This is a genomic window from Rhodococcus sp. 06-418-5 (assembly GCF_002258285.1).
GTDB lineage: Bacteria > Actinomycetota > Actinomycetes > Mycobacteriales > Mycobacteriaceae > Rhodococcoides.
On sequence record NZ_NOYE01000012.1, the window covers coordinates 169,210 to 186,947 of the forward strand.

At 66.5% G+C, this 17,738-nt stretch carries 15 protein-coding genes; 9 read left to right on the forward strand and 6 right to left on the reverse strand.

Going from position 1 to position 17,738, the window contains the following annotated elements:
- The first annotated feature begins 33 nt into the window (after nt 1-33).
- Nucleotides 34-2,184 (forward strand): NAD-dependent DNA ligase LigA, encoded by a 2,151-nt coding sequence (ligA, locus tag CH274_RS06465; RefSeq protein ID WP_179275650.1) that lies wholly within the window; start codon nt 34-36, stop codon nt 2,182-2,184.
- A 30-nt stretch (nt 2,185-2,214) separates the two neighbouring features.
- Here the strand turns inward: ligA and CH274_RS06470 are convergent, their stop codons facing one another.
- A complete protein-coding gene (locus CH274_RS06470) occupies nt 2,215-2,865 on the reverse strand; it encodes an amino acid-binding protein (RefSeq protein ID WP_032397744.1) in 651 nt (216 codons plus the stop codon).
- A 340-nt stretch (nt 2,866-3,205) separates the two neighbouring features.
- On the opposite strand from CH274_RS06470, the gene gatC reads away from it, so the two are divergent.
- The 3 genes from gatC to CH274_RS06485 are packed head-to-tail and all read left to right on the forward strand — an operon-like array spanning nt 3,206 to nt 6,063.
- A complete protein-coding gene (gene gatC, locus CH274_RS06475) occupies nt 3,206-3,505 on the forward strand; it encodes an Asp-tRNA(Asn)/Glu-tRNA(Gln) amidotransferase subunit GatC (protein ID WP_032397745.1) in 300 nt (99 codons plus the stop codon).
- Nucleotides 3,502-4,974, forward strand: a complete 1,473-nt coding sequence (gene gatA, locus CH274_RS06480; RefSeq protein WP_032397746.1) for an Asp-tRNA(Asn)/Glu-tRNA(Gln) amidotransferase subunit GatA — start codon at nt 3,502-3,504, stop codon at nt 4,972-4,974. Before gatC ends, gatA begins: the two co-directional genes overlap by 4 nt.
- 6 nt (nt 4,975-4,980) lie before the next feature.
- Nucleotides 4,981-6,063: an alpha/beta hydrolase gene (locus tag CH274_RS06485; protein ID WP_256980561.1), complete on the forward strand. Its 1,083-nt coding sequence runs from the start codon at nt 4,981-4,983 to the stop codon at nt 6,061-6,063.
- A gap of 17 nt (nt 6,064-6,080) precedes the next feature.
- On the opposite strand, the gene CH274_RS06490 is transcribed toward CH274_RS06485, so the two are convergent.
- Together CH274_RS06490 and CH274_RS06495 are read right to left on the reverse strand one after the other, a co-directional pair.
- Entirely contained in the window at nt 6,081-7,472 is a 1,392-nt protein-coding gene (locus CH274_RS06490) for an alpha/beta-hydrolase family protein (RefSeq protein ID WP_094656991.1), read from the reverse strand.
- Nucleotides 7,469-8,125, reverse strand: coding sequence for a hypothetical protein (locus CH274_RS06495; RefSeq protein ID WP_143546533.1), 657 nt, complete (start codon nt 8,123-8,125; stop codon nt 7,469-7,471). Before CH274_RS06495 ends, CH274_RS06490 begins: the two co-directional genes overlap by 4 nt.
- A 217-nt stretch (nt 8,126-8,342) precedes the next feature.
- On the opposite strand from CH274_RS06495, the gene CH274_RS06500 reads away from it, so the two are divergent.
- The 3 genes from CH274_RS06500 to CH274_RS06510 all read left to right on the forward strand — a co-directional run bounded on the left by CH274_RS06500 (nt 8,343) and on the right by CH274_RS06510 (nt 11,336).
- Complete coding sequence (locus CH274_RS06500) at nt 8,343-9,530, forward strand: sensor histidine kinase (protein ID WP_094656993.1); 1,188 nt, start codon at nt 8,343-8,345, stop codon at nt 9,528-9,530.
- A gap of 10 nt (nt 9,531-9,540) precedes the next feature.
- Entirely contained in the window at nt 9,541-10,203 is a 663-nt protein-coding gene (locus CH274_RS06505) for a response regulator (protein ID WP_032397749.1), read from the forward strand.
- Between the two features lie 101 nt (nt 10,204-10,304).
- Nucleotides 10,305-11,336 (forward strand): ATP-dependent 6-phosphofructokinase, encoded by a 1,032-nt coding sequence (locus CH274_RS06510; protein WP_032397750.1) that lies wholly within the window; start codon nt 10,305-10,307, stop codon nt 11,334-11,336.
- 19 nt (nt 11,337-11,355) lie between these two features.
- Here the strand turns inward: CH274_RS06510 and CH274_RS06515 are convergent, their stop codons facing one another.
- Nucleotides 11,356-11,820 carry an acyl-CoA thioesterase gene (locus CH274_RS06515; RefSeq protein WP_176459328.1) on the reverse strand — a complete coding sequence of 155 codons (465 nt, stop codon included), beginning with the start codon at nt 11,818-11,820 and terminating at the stop codon, nt 11,356-11,358.
- Between the two features lie 163 nt (nt 11,821-11,983).
- Between CH274_RS06515 and gatB the strand changes: the two genes are divergently transcribed.
- A complete protein-coding gene (gene gatB / locus CH274_RS06520) occupies nt 11,984-13,495 on the forward strand; it encodes an Asp-tRNA(Asn)/Glu-tRNA(Gln) amidotransferase subunit GatB (RefSeq protein ID WP_094648110.1) in 1,512 nt (503 codons plus the stop codon).
- A 60-nt stretch (nt 13,496-13,555) separates the two neighbouring features.
- On the opposite strand, the gene CH274_RS06525 is transcribed toward gatB, so the two are convergent.
- Nucleotides 13,556-14,704 carry a PQQ-dependent sugar dehydrogenase gene (locus CH274_RS06525; RefSeq protein WP_032397753.1) on the reverse strand — a complete coding sequence of 383 codons (1,149 nt, stop codon included), beginning with the start codon at nt 14,702-14,704 and terminating at the stop codon, nt 13,556-13,558.
- 93 nt (nt 14,705-14,797) lie between these two features.
- Here CH274_RS06525 and CH274_RS06530 point away from each other — a divergent pair, with 93 nt between their 5' ends.
- Nucleotides 14,798-15,772: a DoxX family protein gene (locus CH274_RS06530; protein WP_094656994.1), complete on the forward strand. Its 975-nt coding sequence runs from the start codon at nt 14,798-14,800 to the stop codon at nt 15,770-15,772.
- A 75-nt stretch (nt 15,773-15,847) separates the two neighbouring features.
- On the opposite strand, the gene ilvD is transcribed toward CH274_RS06530, so the two are convergent.
- Nucleotides 15,848-17,689 carry a dihydroxy-acid dehydratase gene (ilvD, locus tag CH274_RS06535; protein WP_094656995.1) on the reverse strand — a complete coding sequence of 614 codons (1,842 nt, stop codon included), beginning with the start codon at nt 17,687-17,689 and terminating at the stop codon, nt 15,848-15,850.
- Between the last annotated feature and the right edge of the window lie 49 nt (nt 17,690-17,738).

The window sequence follows — 17,738 nt, forward strand, 5'->3', positions numbered from 1 at the left end:
GCACTGTCGGTGGGGTCGGATAATCTTCGATACGTGCCCGAGCCGACCGAATCACCCGCAGGAACCGACGACAGCGCAGGGACGGTCGGTGTTGAACTCGATGCTGCGTCCTCTGCCGATCGCGAGCGATGGCAGACGCTGGCCGAGGAAGTTCGCGGGCACCAGTTTCGCTACTACGTCCGAGATTCGCCGATCGTGTCCGACGGCGAGTTCGATGCCCTGCTGCGCGAGCTGAACGAGCTGGAAGAGGCGCATCCGGATCTGCGTACGGCGGATTCACCGACCCAACTCGTCGGGGGCGGCTTCGCCACGGAATTCACCGCCGTGGACCACCTGGAACGAATGTTGAGCTTGGACAACGTGTTCGATCACGACGAGCTACGAGCCTGGGCCAAACGGGTCGAGACCGAAGCAGGGCCGGATCTGGAGTATCTGTGCGAGGTCAAGATCGACGGCGTCGCATTGAATCTGGTGTACGAGAACGGCACGCTCGTGCGCGGCGCCACCCGAGGTGACGGACGTACCGGAGAGGACGTGACGCTCAACGCGCGCACGATCGACGACATCCCGGACACCCTGACCGGGAGCGAGCAGTACCCCGTCCCGGAACTGTTGGAAGTACGCGGCGAGGTCTTCTTCCGGCTGGAGGACTTCCAGGCGCTCAACGCCGCACTGGTGGCGGAGGGCAAGCCCCCGTTCGCGAATCCACGAAATTCGGCGGCAGGGTCGCTGCGACAGAAGAATCCGGCGGTCACCTCCAAGCGGCGTCTGGGAATGATCTGCCACGGCTTCGGTCGCATGGTGGGTTTCACGCCCGAGTCGCAATGGCACGCCTACGAGGCTCTCCGCGCCTGGGGTCTGCCCATTTCCACCCACACGACCCGAGTGCAGGGCGTCGATGCCGTCATCGAGAAGGTCGTCTACTGGGACCAGCATCGACACGACGTCGAACACGAGATCGACGGCCTGGTCGTCAAGATCGACGACATGTCGCTTCATCGTCGACTGGGGACGACGTCTCGCGCGCCGCGGTGGGCGATCGCGTACAAGTACCCACCCGAGGAGGTCACCACGACGCTGCTCGACATCCGGGTCAGCGTCGGCCGCACGGGCAGAGTGACGCCGTTCGCCTACATGACGCCGGTGCTCGTGGCCGGCTCGACGGTGTCGCTGGCGACGCTGCACAACGGGTCGGAGGTCAAGCGCAAGGGCGTTCTGATCGGCGACACGGTGACCATTCGCAAAGCGGGAGAGGTCATTCCGGAGGTTCTCGGCCCCGTCGTCGACGCCAGGACCGGTGCCGAGACCGAGTTCGTCATGCCCACCGAGTGCCCGGAGTGCTCGACGCCTCTGGCCCCGGCGAAGGAGGGTGACGCCGACCTGCGCTGCCCCAACTCGCAGTTCTGCCCGGCGCAACGTCGCGAGCGGGTGTTCTTCGTGGCCGAGCGGCAGCGATTCGACATCGAGGGACTCGGTTACGAGGCCGCATCCGACCTGTTGGCCACCGGGGCCATCGAGGACGAAGGTGACCTGTTCTCGCTCACCGAGGACGATCTGATGAAGACGGCGATCTTCCGCACCAAGTCCGGGGCGTTGTCCGCCACCGGTCGAAAGTTGCTCGACAACCTGGCCACCGCACGGAACCAGCCGCTGTGGCGGGTGCTGGTCAGTCTGTCCATCCGGCACGTCGGTCCCTCGGCAGCGCGCGCATTGGCAGGGGAGTTCGGCAGCCTCGACCGAATCCGGGCAGCGTCGGTCGAGGAACTCTCGGCGGTCGACGGGGTGGGCGGCACCATCGCAGCCGCAGTCTCCGAGTGGTTCGAGGTCGACTGGCACCGCGCCATCGTCGACAAGTGGCAGGCCGCGGGCGTGCGCATGGAAGACGAGCGGGACGCGTCCATCGAGCGCAATCTCGAGGGACTGTCGATCGTGGTCACCGGGTCGCTCACGTCGTACTCGCGTGACGAGGCAAAGGAAGCGATTCTGCTGCGCGGTGGCAAGGCTGCAGGTTCGGTATCGAAGAAGACGGCGTTCGTGGTGGTCGGTGACGCTCCGGGGTCCAAGCACGACAAGGCGATCGAGCTCGGCGTGCCGGTGCTCGACGAAGCGGGATTCACCCTGCTTCTGACCGAGGGCCCCGATGCCGTGGCTCCGACCGACGCAGAACCCGGACCCTCGGACTGATCGGGCCGGGAACGCGTCGGTTCGGACGCGTCAGTTCAGAACCGTCGCGACGATGCCGGCGAGATACCCGAGTCGGGCGATCTCCGAGGGCCTGAACTCCGGGCCCCCGGGCCTGCCCAACATCAGCACGGTGCCGGTGGTACCGAGGGGAGCCGCGGCGATCTTGGTGTCCATGTCCCGCCATACCTGGGGCACCCAGTCGGCGTCCGAGTCCAGAGCGGCAGGGGCGTTCAGTGGGAACCAGGGCAGCTCGGCGGCGTGCGTCTCGGGAGCCCCCGAGCTGCCCACCAGACGGAACGGACCGTGTGCGTTGGTGGCAACGACTGTGCTCCACCCCACCCGCAGAACGCGGGGGGCTCCGTCGACGAGCACCTGAAGTCGGTCGTCGGACGCCGCCGCGACCCGATCGATCAATTCCAGTTCTCGGTGCGTATCGAGGACGCCGGTGTACGGGCGGATGGAATCGACCCGAACGTCGGTCAGGTTCTCGGCAGCAGTGATGAGCGTGTCGGGAAGCGAACCCGGAGCGACGTCGACCACAAGATCGTCGACTGCGTAACCGTCACCGCGTTCGATGACGTCGAGGGAGAGGATGTCCGCCCCGACCGAACCGAGCGCGACGGCCAACGATCCGAGGCTGCCCGGCCGATCCGGCAGTTGGACGCGGAGCAGGTAGGACATGTCACGCTCCCTTTCGACTTCTGGCGTATTTCGGCCACCCCAGCGTCATCGGTCGTTGCTGGCGAGTAGCGTGCCGCTCTTGGGTCGTTCGGCAGGCTCCGCTCCTGGGAACACTGTGCACCCCGGCGCGAGCAATCCTTGCATCTTCGACCCGTCGGGTACGTCGCGCAACGCGGGCCGTGACAATTCCGACACTCCACGCGGCCGCGAGGCGTGAGTGAAGTCCGCGTAATGCTGCGCACTAGGCTGGACCGCGTTCGCGAACCCACGAGGTTCGCTCTGCACGAATACGGGGCCGCTTCTGCAGGCTCCGCTTCTATGTCCGAAAGGGGTCTACGCGGTGCCAGACATCTCCCGCGACGAGGTCGCTCACCTCGCCCGGCTGTCGCGCTTGGCTCTCAGCGACGCCGAACTCGACGAGTTCGCCGGCCAGTTGGATTCGATTCTTCATCACGTCAAGACGGTGGCGGAGGTGGCAACCGACGACGTCCCACCGACCGCCAACCCCAGCGACATCGTGAACGTGACGCGTCCCGACGTGATCGTTCCAGGCCTGACGCCGGAACAGGCACTGTCCGGCGCACCGAACGCCGAGGAGGGCCGTTTCGCGGTGCCGCAGATTCTGGGAGAGAGCGAATGACCGACCTGACGAAGCTCGACGCGTCCGAGCTCGCCACCCGAATCCATGCGCGTGAGGTCAGCGCCGTCGAGGTGACTCAGGCGCATCTCGACCGGATCTCCGAGGTCGATGGTGACCTGCACGCTTTTCTGCACGTCGCAGGATCCGAGGCACTCGCAGCGGCGACCGACGTCGATGCGGGATTGTCCGCCGGACACGCACCTGCTTCGGCTCTGGCAGGCGTGCCGCTGGCCCTCAAGGACGTGTTCACCACGACCGACATGCCGACGACGGCCGGATCGAAGATTCTCGACGGGTGGATGTCGCCGTACGACGCGACGCTCACCACGAAGCTGCGGGCCGCGGGCATTCCGGTGCTGGGCAAGACCAACATGGACGAGTTCGCGATGGGTTCGTCCACCGAGAACTCGGCCTACGGACCGACCAAGAACCCCTGGGACACCACCCGCATCCCCGGTGGCTCGGGTGGCGGCAGTGCTGCGGCGCTCGCGTCGTACCAGGCCCCGCTGGCCATCGGCACCGACACCGGAGGATCGATCCGCCAGCCGGCGGCGCTGACCGGCACCGTGGGAACCAAGCCGACCTACGGCAGCGTCTCGCGCTACGGACTGATCGCCTGTGCCTCCTCTCTCGATCAGGGTGGCCCGTGCGGTCGAACCGTGCTCGATACCGCGTTGCTGCACGAGGTCATCGCCGGCTACGACTCGCGCGACTCCACGTCGGTGGAGACTGCAGTTCGACCGGTGGTCGAGGCGGCGCGAGAGGGTGCTCGCGGTGACCTGACCGGAGTGCGTGTCGGTGTCGTCAAGGAATTGCACTCGGACAAGTACCAGCCCGGTGTGATCTCGTCCTTCGACGCCGCGGTGGCGACACTGACCGAACTCGGTGCCGAGGTGGTCGAGGTGTCGTGCCCCAACTTCGTGCACGCACTGGCCGCCTACTACCTGATTCTTCCGTCGGAGGTGTCGTCCAACCTGGCTCGGTTCGACGGCATGCGGTACGGGTTGCGGGCGGGTGACGACGGCAAGCACAGCGCCGAGCAGGTCATGGCCACCACGCGCGCACAGGGGTTCGGACCGGAAGTCAAGCGTCGCATCATGATCGGGACCTATGCCCTCTCCGCGGGATACTACGACGCCTACTACGGCTCTGCCCTGAAGGTGCGCACCCTGATCGCCCGTGACTTCGACGCCGCGTACGAGAAGGTCGACGTGCTGGTGTCGCCGACTACCCCGACCACGGCATTTCCGTTGGGGGACAAGGTCGACGATCCGATGGCGATGTATCTCAACGACCTGTGCACCCTGCCCACGAACCTCGCGGGTCACTGCGCGATGTCGGTGCCGTCGGGTCTTGCTTCCGAGGACGGACTGCCCGTCGGTCTGCAGATCATGGCTCCGGCGTTCGCGGACGAGCGGCTCTACCGTGTCGGTGCCGCATACGAGGCCGCCCGCGGCGATCTGAGGTAGTTCGAGGTGCTGCATCGGTGGGCTGCCGATCTGGCTCATCAGCCACTGCTGTCCGGTGCAGTGCCCGCGGTCGCACTGACTGCGACGGCGGTCCTGACGACCGTCCTCGTGGTCGCGGTCGTCCGAAGGACACGGCGAGGCCGAACGCTGGGAACGGTGTTCGGCCCGCTGAGTGCTCTGGGTCTCGTGGGATCGCTTGTGGTGGCGGCGACGGTGCTCACCAATCTGACCGTCACTCGGTACCCGACGGTGGCCGTGGCGCTCGGCCACCGACCGGCCGTCCCGATCGAGGGCACCGGCAGGTTGATCGACATGGACGTGCCCGGCACGGTGTCGCACTTCGACGCGCGACCCGCGACCGTCTACGTTCCGGCGTCGTACGACGCAGGAGCGAGCGACCTACCGGTGCTGGTGCTGCTCACCGGCCAACCCGGCCATGTCGTCGACTGGATCGAGGGTGGTCGGCTGGCCCAGACGATGGACGCATTCGCGGCACGTCACGACGGCGCGGCCCCGATCGTCGTGGTGGCCGACGGCCTCGGCGACACCGAGGCGAATCCGATGTGCATGGATTCGGACCTCGGGAATGCCGCGACGTACCTGTCCGTCGATGTGCCGCAGTGGGTTCGGTCGAACTTCCGGGTGTCCTCGGATCCGAGGGCGTGGGCGGTGGGCGGCTATTCCTACGGCGGAACGTGCGCGCTGCAGCTGGCGGTGACTGCACCGTCGGTGTACCCCACCTTTCTCGACATCTCCGGCGAGGACGAGCAACGGCGCGGGACGAGAAGCGAATCCGTTGCGGCGGCATACGGCACGGACACCCCGGCGAACGAGGCGCGTTTCGAGCGATCGACGCCGCTGAACATACTCTCGCGCAACAGATTTCCCGATTCGGCCGGCGCGTTCGTGGTAGGTGCCGACGACGAGGAATTTCGGCCACAGACCGAGCGAACCTTCAAGGCTGCAGAGGCTGCGGGTCTCGAGGTGCACTACAGCGAGCTGCCCGGCGGGCACTCGATGCAGGTGTGGGCTCCCGCGCTGGAGCAGGAAATGGACTGGCTCGGTGGGCGATTGGGGCTTGTCGACTGAATCGCCCGGCGTGGTCGTCACCGACACCGTTGCATGCTCGTACCCTGGTCGGTTCCGTACCGATGGCCGTGACCGGCTCCGACGTCGAGTGCGGCCGCAAGATCGACGGACGTCTGGAGGAAGCTCACGCCGGGCAGCCACATCGGTGTGGGCGCGTCGGGTCGGGTGCTCGACGTGTTCGGCGGTGACCACAGCAGGTCGGTCGACCACCGGACGACGGGGTCCGAGGAATTGGCCACCACCGTTGCGCCGTCGGTGTTCACGGCCCCGGCGGGCGGACCCGCCCACACGGCACCGCAGATTCCCGGATCGCTCCGTCCGATCGAGAGGAACACGTCGCTTCCCGCCACCGCGCCCAGACTCTGGCCGTACACGATGATGTCGGGCGGTGTCGGTTCCGATGCCGCGCGCGTCGCCACAGCGCGAACCACCGCGTCCGCGGAACTACGCGCGTCGTCCTCGGCGAACAGGAATGTCGCCCAACTGGGCGCGCTCGAGTACTGCACCGCCACTGTGGCGACGTCACCACCGAATCTGCTCTCGGCACCGGTGACGGCGTTCTCGTCCACCCACCCCGATCCGGTCGGTATCGCGACGACCACGACGCTGCGCTGGAAACCCCCGGCTCGATCCAGGTCCGCGACGGCCAACGCCACCCTGCGATCGAGCGTCGGGGCCGAATCCAGACCCGCGTAGGCGCGCACGGTGCCGGGAGCGAGACCGCCGGAGACGAACTTCCGGCCCTCTGCGCCGAGCGTGCGCCACGGGACGAGCGAGGCCGGAGCTCCTGATCTCGTGTTCGAGCTCGGAGCGGGCTCTGCGTCGTCCACAACGGAGTTCGAGGCCGAGAACGAGTCCGATACGGCCGACCCGACCGAAGGCGCGGCGACGAACGACGCAAGACCGACGATGGCAACCGCAATCACCGATCGACCACGGCCGAGTGCGCCGCCGATTCCGACAGCCGCACGGCCGAGTCCGCAGAGAACCACCGCAACACAGATCGCCCCTGCGGCCACCTCCACTGCGTACCGCCAGTCCACCGTCCCGACGTCCATAGCGATCCGTAATCGGTTCTGCCAGAGAATATTCGCTGCAAAAGAGCAGGTGGATATCCCTGTCCCGACACCCGCCGACCAGGCCTGCAGGCGCCGCCGAGCGGGCATGCGCGAGCCGAACACGCGCCGGGCCGACCATGCGGCCGCGAGTGCCGTCGCCATCACTGTGCCGGTGAACAGGGCCTGGGTGACGGCCGGCCGTGGGAGCAACGAGGGAGCCGAGGACACCATCACTGCAACGGTGAGGGCCACCGAGGTGCCGATTCGGGGGATTCGGACACCCGTCTCGGCCGGGGCAGTCGGGTGAGCCGAACCGGCAACTCCGGTGCCTGCGACGATGGGCGCGATCATGCGGGCTCGATCGTCCGGGACACCGGCTCGGTGGTCAGCAGGCGTCGGCGCGCATGTCGGCCGGTCGCGATGCCCCACAGTGCAATCGGAACGATCCCCGCGCCGCCGAACACGAAGGGTAATGCCTGCTCGGCCACCGGTGCGCCGAAGGACTGTCGCCAGGAGTTGAGGTCGACGGCCGTGGCAGCCACCGATGCGGTGGCGTCGCAGACCTGACGGGGCCCGTCGTCGGCCCGGTCCGTGCAGGCGGCGTGCATACGCCCCTCCAACTGGGCATCGAACGATCTGCGCCACTGCGGATCCACTGTCGTTCCTGTGGCAGCGGCGTACCGAATCAGGTCGTAGCCCAGGTCGTGGGCCCTGCATGCGGAATCGAACTCGGACGGAAGCGGAACGGGCGTCGAGCAATCGCCGTGTGGGTTCTCTGCCATGTCGTCCTGCACCCGAGGCCGGTATCCCATCACCGATCCGAAGTCGTCGGGGATGGTCAGGGCGGCGACGTCCGCCGACTCGGTGACCAGTGCGTGTACCGAGACCGCGACAGGCGAAGTCGATTCGGCAGCAGGCGGTGTCGATGCCGCGCCGGTCGTTGCCGTCACCGCTGCGATCGCCGCCGCCGCGCACATGACGACGCGAGAAGTGTTCCTGTTCATGACTTTCGACGCTAGGGAGCGGCGTATTTTTCGGACATCGCACCGAAGTCTCGTTCTGCCGTACGTGCATCGGTGGTTCCCCAGGGGGATCCGATACCTGGATACTGCACAGAACTGATACCCAGGTATGACGACCTCGTCGGCTCACAGTCCCTAGGCTCGGTGCGTGCGAAGGAACAGATCAGGCGACGCCGAACTCGGAGCGATTCGGCGTCGAGTGCCGACCCGACTCGGTGGATTCCGCGCGATCGACGTGCTGATCGTTGCGATCACTGCAACGCTGTATTCGATTGCATGGCCGACTCTGCCGGTCACCCATCAGGTCTCGGGTCCGCTACTGCCCATCGTCGGCGCACTCGCCGCGTTTCCTTTCGCGTTGATCCGCGTCAATCCCGCACTGGGATGGGCCGTCTCGGCTCTGTTCGCTCTGGTGATACCGGTAGCGTTCGACCGTGTACCCGGCTACGACTACCCGTGGCAGGTGGTGCACGTACTCGTTCTTCTGGCGTTGTTGTTCGCCGTCGCGGTTCGCTCGCCGATATCGGTTTTGCTCGTCGCCTGGCCGGCCAGCATGCTGGTGTTCTTCGCCTACATGCCGGGCGCGGACGGCGTCGGCTGGTCGGTGGGTCTGACCGCGATCGTGGTGTTCGGACTGTTGATCCGCTGGCTCGTTCTCTCCCGTAGGCAGCTCGCGCAGCAAGAGGAAGTCAGTGAGCTCGAGCGCACCCGACGCACCGTTCTCGAGGAGAAAGCCAAGATCGCCCGCGATCTGCACGATGTCGTTGCGCACCATATGTCGATGGTCGTCGTGCAGGCGCAGAGCGCGCAGTATCGACTCGATGATGTATCCGATTCCGCAGCACAGGAATTCGAGTCGATCGCCGTCACCGCCCGGGAAGCGCTCAACGAGATTCGGGGAATGCTGGGCGTGCTGCGCAGCGACGGAGCGCAGTGGCAGGACGCACCGGCACCGAATGCACTCGACCTCGAACGCACCCTGCACGCGAGCCGCAAGGCCGGTATGGACGTGCGGTGGACTGTCACCGGCCGGATCGAATCGATCACCGACACAACAGGGTTGGCGCTGTACCGAGTTCTGCAGGAGTCGCTGTCCAACGCTGCCCGGCACGCCCCAGGGGCCGCGGTGACCGTCGACATCACGGTCGGGCCGAGTACGGTCGTCATGACCGTGATCAACACTGCGTCGCCGAGCACGAGTGTCCGACGCACTGCTGGAGCCGATACCGGTGGGCACGGGATAACAGGTATGCGCGATCGTGCGCGCGCGGCGCACGGCACGCTGCACGCCACCTATCTGCCCGACGGAGGATTCGAGGTCGCGGTGCACGTTCCGAACGGCATGCCGATCTCGACGGCACCGGTTGTTCGGCACGATCTCGCCTAGGCTGTTGCGCGTGGCTACAACGGTGTTCATCGCCGACGACCAGGCAATGGTGCGGCAGGGGTTCGGTGCCCTTCTCGGTGCGCAGGCCGACATCTCGGTCGTCGGAGACGCCGACAACGGCAGGACCGCGGTCGGCGAGGTCGCCCGGTTGTTGCCCGACGTGGTGTTGATGGACGTTCGGATGCCCGAGATGAACGGTCTCGATGCCGCTCGCGCCATTCTCTCTGCGTCACTTCCGTCGCCGGTGCGCATTCTGATGCTGACGACGTTCGACATCGACGACTACGTCTACGAGGCCCTCGCGCTCGGCGCGAGTGGCTTTCTGCTCAAGGATGCTCCGGCCGAGGAGTTGATCAGGGGTGTTCGGGTCGTCGCCGCAGGCGAGGCGTTGTTGGCACCATCGGTGACGAGACGGCTCATCGCCGACGTCACCTCCCGGCGGGGAGCTCGGCGGCACACGTCCGCGCGTCTGAGCGATCTGACTCCGCGGGAACGCGAGGTTCTCGAACTGATCGCCACCGGTATGTCCAACTCCGAGATAGCGGGTTCGCTGTTCCTGGCCGAGCAGACCGTGAAAACGCACGTCGGCAAGGTCCTCGCGAAGCTCGGACTGCGTGATCGCGCTCAGGCGGTCGTCCTGGCCTACGAGACCGGCGTCGTCACGCCGAAGTGAGAACCGGACGGTACCGACGCGCGCAGCATCCAACGCCCGATTAGGCTGACGTCCGTCACCGGGTCCGCTTCACGGACCCGCGAGCAGAGAGGCGAAAATCGATGCGCATCGGAGTTCTGACCGGAGGCGGCGATTGCCCGGGGCTCAATGCGGTGATTCGCGCAGTCGTGCGCACCGCGGACGCGCGGTACGGCTCCACTGTCGTCGGTTTCCAGGACGGATGGCGCGGGCTTCTCGAAGACCGCCGGGTGCAACTGCGCAACGACGACCGTAACGACCGGTTGCTCACCAAGGGCGGCACGATGCTCGGCACCGCGCGCACCAATCCGGATGTGTTGCGCGCCGGACTCGATCGGGTCAAGCAGACTCTCGAGGACAACGGCATCGACGTGTTGATCCCGATCGGTGGCGAAGGGACCCTGACCGCTGCCGCGTGGTTGTCGGAGGAGGGTGTGCCCGTGGTCGGCGTGCCCAAGACGATCGACAACGACATCGACTGCACCGACGTCACATTCGGCTTCGACACGGCGCTGACGATCGCCACCGATGCGATCGACCGTCTGCACAGCACCGCCGAATCCCACCAGCGCGTGATGCTGGTCGAGGTGATGGGTCGGCACGCGGGGTGGATCGCTCTGCACGCCGGTCTGGCGTCCGGTTCGCACATGACGCTGATCCCCGAGCAGCCGTTCGACGTCGAAGAGGTATGCACGTTGGTGCGCAAGCGTTTTCAGCGCGGAGACTCGCATTTCATCTGTGTCGTCGCCGAGGGTGCCAAGCCGATGGAGGGCTCGATGAAGCTTCTCGACGGCGGTATCGACGAGTTCGGCCACGTTCGATTCACCGGAGTCGCTCACCAACTCGGTGTCGAGATCGAACGCCGCATCAACAAGGAAGTACGGACCACGGTGCTCGGCCACGTCCAACGCGGTGGAACACCGACGCCGTACGATCGCGTTCTCGCAACACGATTCGGCGTGAATGCGACCGATGCGGCCCATTCGGGCGACTTCGGCAAGATGGTCTCGTTGCGCGGAACCGAGATCGGCCTGGTGTCTCTGGCCGAGGCCACCAAGCAACTCAAGCGGGTACCCCAGACCCGATACGACGACGCCGCCGCGTTCTTCGGCTGATCGGGCGGGGCGTCGGCCGTCAGATACGTCCTGAGGCTTCCTGGATCTCGGCCTCACGTTCCTCGGTCTCGCGGCGTAGTTCGCGCCGTCGTCGCGCCGCCTCGAAACGCTGCGCACCGACCTCGGTGGTCGGCGTCAACTGGGGCAGTGTCTTCGGCTTGCCGTCGTCGCCGATCGCCACCATGGTGAAGTAGCAGCTGTTGGTGTGGCGTAATTCACCGCACTGGATGTTCTCGGTCTCCACTCGGATGCCGACCTCCATGGAGGTGCGGCCGGTGTAGTTGACCGACGCAGAGAACGTGACCAGTTCTCCGACGTGGATGGGTTCGCGAAACACGACGCGATCGACCGACAGGGTGACGACGTAGGCCCCCGCATAGCGACTGGCGCAGGCGTACGCAACTTGGTCCAGGAACTTCAGAATCGTGCCGCCGTGGACATTGCCGGAGAAGTTGGCCATGTCGGGTGTCATCAGCACGGTCATGGACAGTGTCTGTCGCTCTGGGGGAGTCACCCGTGCACGGTAACGAGGACTCGTTGTTACTCGCGCGTTGTAGGCGGGAGTGGAGCCTGCGGGAACGACCCATGGAGGCGGGAGTGGAGCCTGCGGGAACGGCTGGCGGTGGGGAGGACATAAACTTGCGTGCATGACTGCTGCAACCGTCGATTTGATCGATTACGACGATGTGCTCGCCAAGTTCGACCCCGTGTTGGGCATGGAGGTCCATGTGGAGTTGGGCACGGCGACCAAGATGTTCTGCGGCTGCCCCACCGAGTTCGGTGCGGAGCCGAACACCCAGGTGTGCCCGGTGTGCCTGAGCCTTCCCGGCGCGCTTCCGGTGGTGAACGCTGCTGCCGTGGAGTCGGCGATTCGGATCGGGCTGGCTCTCAATTGCTCGATCACCCCGTGGGGGCGGTTCGCTCGCAAGAACTACTTCTACCCGGATCAGCCGAAGAACTATCAGATCTCGCAGTATGACGAGCCCATCGCGACCGAGGGTTACCTCGATGTGCTGCTCGACGACGGCAGCACGTTTCGTGTGGAGATCGAGCGCGCGCACATGGAGGAGGACACCGGTAAGTCGACGCACGTGGGCGGGGCTACCGGGCGCATCGAGGGGGCGTCGCACTCGCTGCTCGATTACAACCGTGCCGGTGTGCCGTTGGTGGAGATCGTGACCAAGACCATCACGGGGACCGGTGCGCGTGCGCCCGAGGTCGCACGTGCGTACGTCACCGCGCTCCGTGACCTGTTGAAATCGCTGAACGTGTCCGATGTGCGGATGGATCAGGGCTCGTTGCGTTGCGACGCCAATGTGTCTCTGATGGAGAAGACGGCTACCGAATTCGGCACCCGCACCGAGACGAAGAACGTCAACTCGCTCAAGAGCGTCGAGGTTGCCGTTCGGTACGAGATGCGGCGTCAGGCGGCAGTTCTCGAATCGGGTGGAGAGGTGACGCAGGAGACTCGGCACTTCCAGGAGTCGGACGGCACCACCACCGCAGGCCGTAAGAAGGAGACCGCCGAGGACTACCGCTACTTTCCCGAGCCCGATCTTGCGCCCGTCGCTCCCGACGCGGCCTGGATCGAGGAGCTTCGGACGACGCTGCCCGAGCTGCCGTGGTTGCGCCGTGGTCGGATTCAGAAGGAGTGGGGTGTCTCCGACGAGGAGATGCGCGATCTGGTGAATTCCGGTGCACTCGAGCTCGTTTCGGCGACGGTCGAGGCGGGTGCGTCGGCGCAGGCGGCACGCTCGTGGTGGGTGTCGTACCTGGCGCAGCAGGCCAACATCGCCGGCGTCGGACTGACCGATCTGTCCATCACCCCTGCTCAGGTTGCCGAGGTGGCTGCACTGGTCGCCGACGGCAAGCTCAACAACAACGGTGCCCGTCAGGTGGTGGACGGGGTGCTGGCGGGCGAGGGTGAGCCTGCGCAGGTCATGGCGGCGCGCAATCTCGTACTGGAGAAGGACGACACCAAGTTGCAGGCCGCCGTGGACGAGGCGCTCGCAGCGAATCCCGGTGTGGTCGAGAAGATCCGCAGCGGCAAGGTTCAGGCCGCCGGGGCGATCGTCGGTGCGGTGATGAAGGCGACGCGCGGCCAGGCCGATGCCGCCCGCGTCAAGGAGCTGGTACTCGAGGCCTGCGGTCAGCCCTGATCACGACCGAGAACGACTGCGGCCGAGCGCGTATCGCGCTCGGCCGCAGTCGTTCGTCGTTCAGTCGAAGCCGCCTCCGCCGCCGCCGGGGAACGGCACCTTGACGACGCGGTCGTCGGTGGGTCCGACGGTCGGCCCGTTCTTATTGACGGTGCCCACCAGGATCTGTCCATCGGCCGAGCTCGTCGCGCCGTTCAACTGGCCGTATTCGTCCTGGATCAGCAGTGTCGGTTCGGCCGAGACAGCTCCGGTGTTCGGGTCCGTGGTCAGTGCTGCAACAGCTTTGGCCGTCGTGAGGGCCACGGCCACCCCACCTGCGCCCGCTGCGCATCCGGCAACACCGGGACGGTCCGGCCACGTCCACACCGGGTTGAACACTGCACCGAGAGTGTCGATGCGCTGCAGGCGATCCTCCAGCGCGGTGCGGTCGGTGACGTAGATGTTTCCGGTGCCGTCGGTGCAGACGTCGCCCGCCGTGCCGATGCCGCTGAGTGCGATCTGCGGGCGTGGGGGGTTTGTCGTCGGGGACAGCGACGTCACCCGTAACAGCTTGCCGGACAGGGAGTTCGGGCTCGCGGCCGCGGCCGGATCGCCGTTGTCGCCGGTGAGGACCAGTAGTTCGTTCGGTGTGTAGAAGTCGATGGCTCCGCGATTGCCCGTCGCGCCGCGGGGGATGCCGGTCAGGATGTCCTTGGGTACATCGCCCTGAGCGAGTCTGACCACTCTGGTGTCCGCGGATGTGGTGATGAGGGCGTAGAGCAACCCGTCCTCGATGTAGGTCGGAGACAGCGCGATGTCGAGCAGGCCGCCGTCGCCGGTGCCGTCGACATCGATTCGAGCCACCTCGACCGGCGTGCGGCCGGCAGCGACCTCCATGATGCGACCGGTGCGACGCTCTGCGACCAGTGCCGACTGTCCGTCGGGGAGCGCGACGAGACCGCCCGTGGTGTCCAGACATGTCGCGATCACCGCCGAATCCGGGTCGACACACGGACCGGACGGCGGCGGCGGAGCGTTCGGATCGGACGGCGGCGGCGTGTCGCTGGGAGTCGTCGGCTCCAGCTCGGCCGCGCCCACCTCCGGCGCAGGAGTGAACGGAGAGGCGTTCGAGTCGTCGAAACGGGCGCACCCGGCGAGCAGGGCTGCGGTCATCGACAGGGCGACGACGGCAGCGGTTGCAGTTCGTGGCGACGCTCCGACCGGCTTCATGCTTCGAACGTTACGGAACGTGGAGGGAGACACGCCACGCGGCCGTGAGCGTCGACGTCGGTGAGGAGCGCACTTCGGCTCTACTGTGGGGAGGTGACCGATACACCGCGCGACCCCAACCGGCCGGATCAGTCGTACGAACCGGCCGAGAGCCCGTACGACAATCCCACGGAGAAGATTCCACCCTCGCGCTCCACCTCGGAGACGTCGGCGTCCGACCGCACCGACGCCGCGGGTCCGCCGACCACGGCGTTCGGTGCCCAGCGCTCGGATCGACTGCCGCGAACCGACGACGAACTCGACTTTCCGTACTCGTCGTCGTCCGACGCACGCTCGGCAGACGCACAGCCCACGGAGAAGATGCAGACATATCGACCGTCGGCCTTCGCCGATTCGACGTCCGATCGCCCGTCGACCTCCGAGAACACGACGTCGAGTGCGTACTCCGATCGCTCCACCGAGTACCTCGGGACCACCGCAGCGGCAGCGCCCGCGGCGGCCGTTGCCCCGGAGCCCGAAGTTCGTACCGAGACCGTCGAGGTTCCCGCACGCCGCGGCAGCACCGACCTCGGTCTGTTCGTCCTCCGTGTCACCATCGGAGCGGTGTTTCTCGGTCACGGACTGCAGAAGCTCGTCGGACTGTGGAACGGCCCCGGCCTGGACGGATTTCAGAACCTGCTGGAGAGCTCGGGATTCCGCTACCCGGAAATTCTCGCGATCGCGGCCGCGGCTGGCGAAACCCTCGGTGGAGCGCTGCTGATCCTGGGTCTGGCGACACCACTGGCGGGCGCGGCCGTGCTGGCTACGATCATCAACGCCTGGTGCTTCAAGCAGGCCGTCGAGCCCGGATTGCAGTTCTCGGGCAGCGGCGGTGTCGAGTACGAGACGGTCCTCGGCTTCGCTGCAGCGGCGATCATTCTCACCGGCCCGGGACGCATCGCATTCGACGGCCGACGTGGATGGGCCACCCGGCCGCGGATCGGTTCGTTCCTGGCGCTCGTCGTCGGCATCGCCGCAGGCGTGTGCATCTGGATCTTCCTCAACGGGGCCAACCCCGTCGTTCGCTGACCTCTGACAGCCACCCGACCACGTGAGCGGAACTTCGTAGCCTGCTACGAAGTTCCGCTCACGTGGTTTTCACCCTCAGGGGACGTAGCGAACGGCACCCTTGTCCGCCGATGTCGCCAGGGCGGCGTAGGCGCGTAGCGCGGTGGTGACCGTGCGCTGGCGATCGACCGGCTGCCACGGCCGCTCGGACGCGTTCATCTTCGCGCGTCGCGTCTCGAGGGTCTCGTCGTCGACGAGGATCTCGAGGGTGCGGGTGGCCACGTCGATTCGGACCTGGTCGCCGTTCTCGACGAGCCCGATCACACCGCCGGCGGCGGCCTCGGGGGAGATGTGTCCGATGGACAGTCCCGAAGTTCCGCCGGAGAAGCGGCCGTCGGTGATCAGTGCGCACACCTTGCCCAGTCCGGCCCCCTTGAGGAAGGCCGTCGGGTGCAGCATTTCCTGCATGCCCGGGCCGCCCTTGGGGCCCTCGTAGCGGACGACCAGCACGTCACCGGGCCGAATCTTCTTCTGGAGGATGGCCGAGACTGCTTCTTCCTGCGACTCGACGACCAGTGCCGGACCCTGGAAGGAGAACAGGTCCTCGTCGATCCCTGCGGTCTTGAGGATCGCACCGTCGACGGCGATGTTGCCGCGCAGTACCACCAGGCCACCCTCGACCGTGTAGGCATGCTCGAGATCGCGGATGCAGCCGCCTGCGGCGTCCGTGTCGAGCGAGGACCAGCGGTTGCCGGTGGAGAACGGTTCGACGGTGCGGACACCGCCCGGGGCGGCGTGGAACAGCTCGACGGCCTCGGCGGAGGCCTTGCCGGATCGAATGTCCCAGGTGTCGAGCCATTCGTCGAAGCTCTTCGTGTGCACGGTCGAGACATCGGTTTCGAGCAGGTTCGCGCGTCGCAATTCGCCGAGCAGGGCCGGGATTCCGCCGGCGCGGTGCACGTCTTCCATGTGGTAGTCGGAATTGGGGGAGACCTTCGACAGGCACGGGACCCTGCGGCTGATGGCGTCGATGGAGTCCAGATCGAAGTCGACCTCGCCTTCCTGCGCGGCAGCGAGGGTGTGCAGCACCGTATTGGTGGATCCGCCCATCGCGACGTCGAGAGCCATGGCGTTGCGGAACGCGGCCGGAGTGGCGATGTTGCGGGGGAGGACCGATTCGTCCTCGTCACGGTAGTACTTCAGCGCTGCCTCGACGATGGTGGTGCCTGCACGCGTGAACAGCGCGCGGCGGGCCGCGTGAGTGGCCAGCGTGGAGCCGTTGCCGGGCAAGGCGAGACCGAGCGCCTCGGTGAGGCAGTTCATCGAGTTGGCCGTGAACATGCCCGAGCACGACCCGCACGTGGGGCACGCGCTGCGCTCGACCTCGTCGAGGCCCGCCTCGGACACGGCGTCGTTGGCGCTGGCGGAGATCGCGGTGATCAGGTCGGTCGGTGCCTGCGCGACGCCGTCGACGACCACCGCCTTGCCTGCCTCCATCGGTCCACCGGAGACGAAGACGGCAGGGATGTTCAGGCGCATCGCGGCATTGAGCATGCCGGGAGTGATCTTGTCGCAGTTCGAGATGCACACCAGCGCGTCGGCGGTGTGGGCGTTGGCCATGTACTCGACGGAGTCGGCGATGATCTCGCGGCTGGGCAGCGAGTACAACATGCCGCCGTGACCCATGGCGATTCCGTCGTCGACGGCGATGGTGTGGAACTCCCGGGGTACCCCGCCTGCAGCTCGTACGGCGTCGGCGACGATCTCGCCCACGTTCTTCAGATGCACGTGGCCGGGGACGAACTGGGTGTACGAGTTCGCGATGGCGACGATGGGTTTTCCGAAGTCCGAATCGGTCATTCCGGTGGCGCGCCACAGCGAGCGTGCGCCCGCGGCGTTGCGTCCGACAGTGGTGACCCGTGAGCGTAGCGGCGGCATAGTGCGTTGTCCTCGTTCGTTGCAGCGGTTTCTCGCACCGAGGAGATTA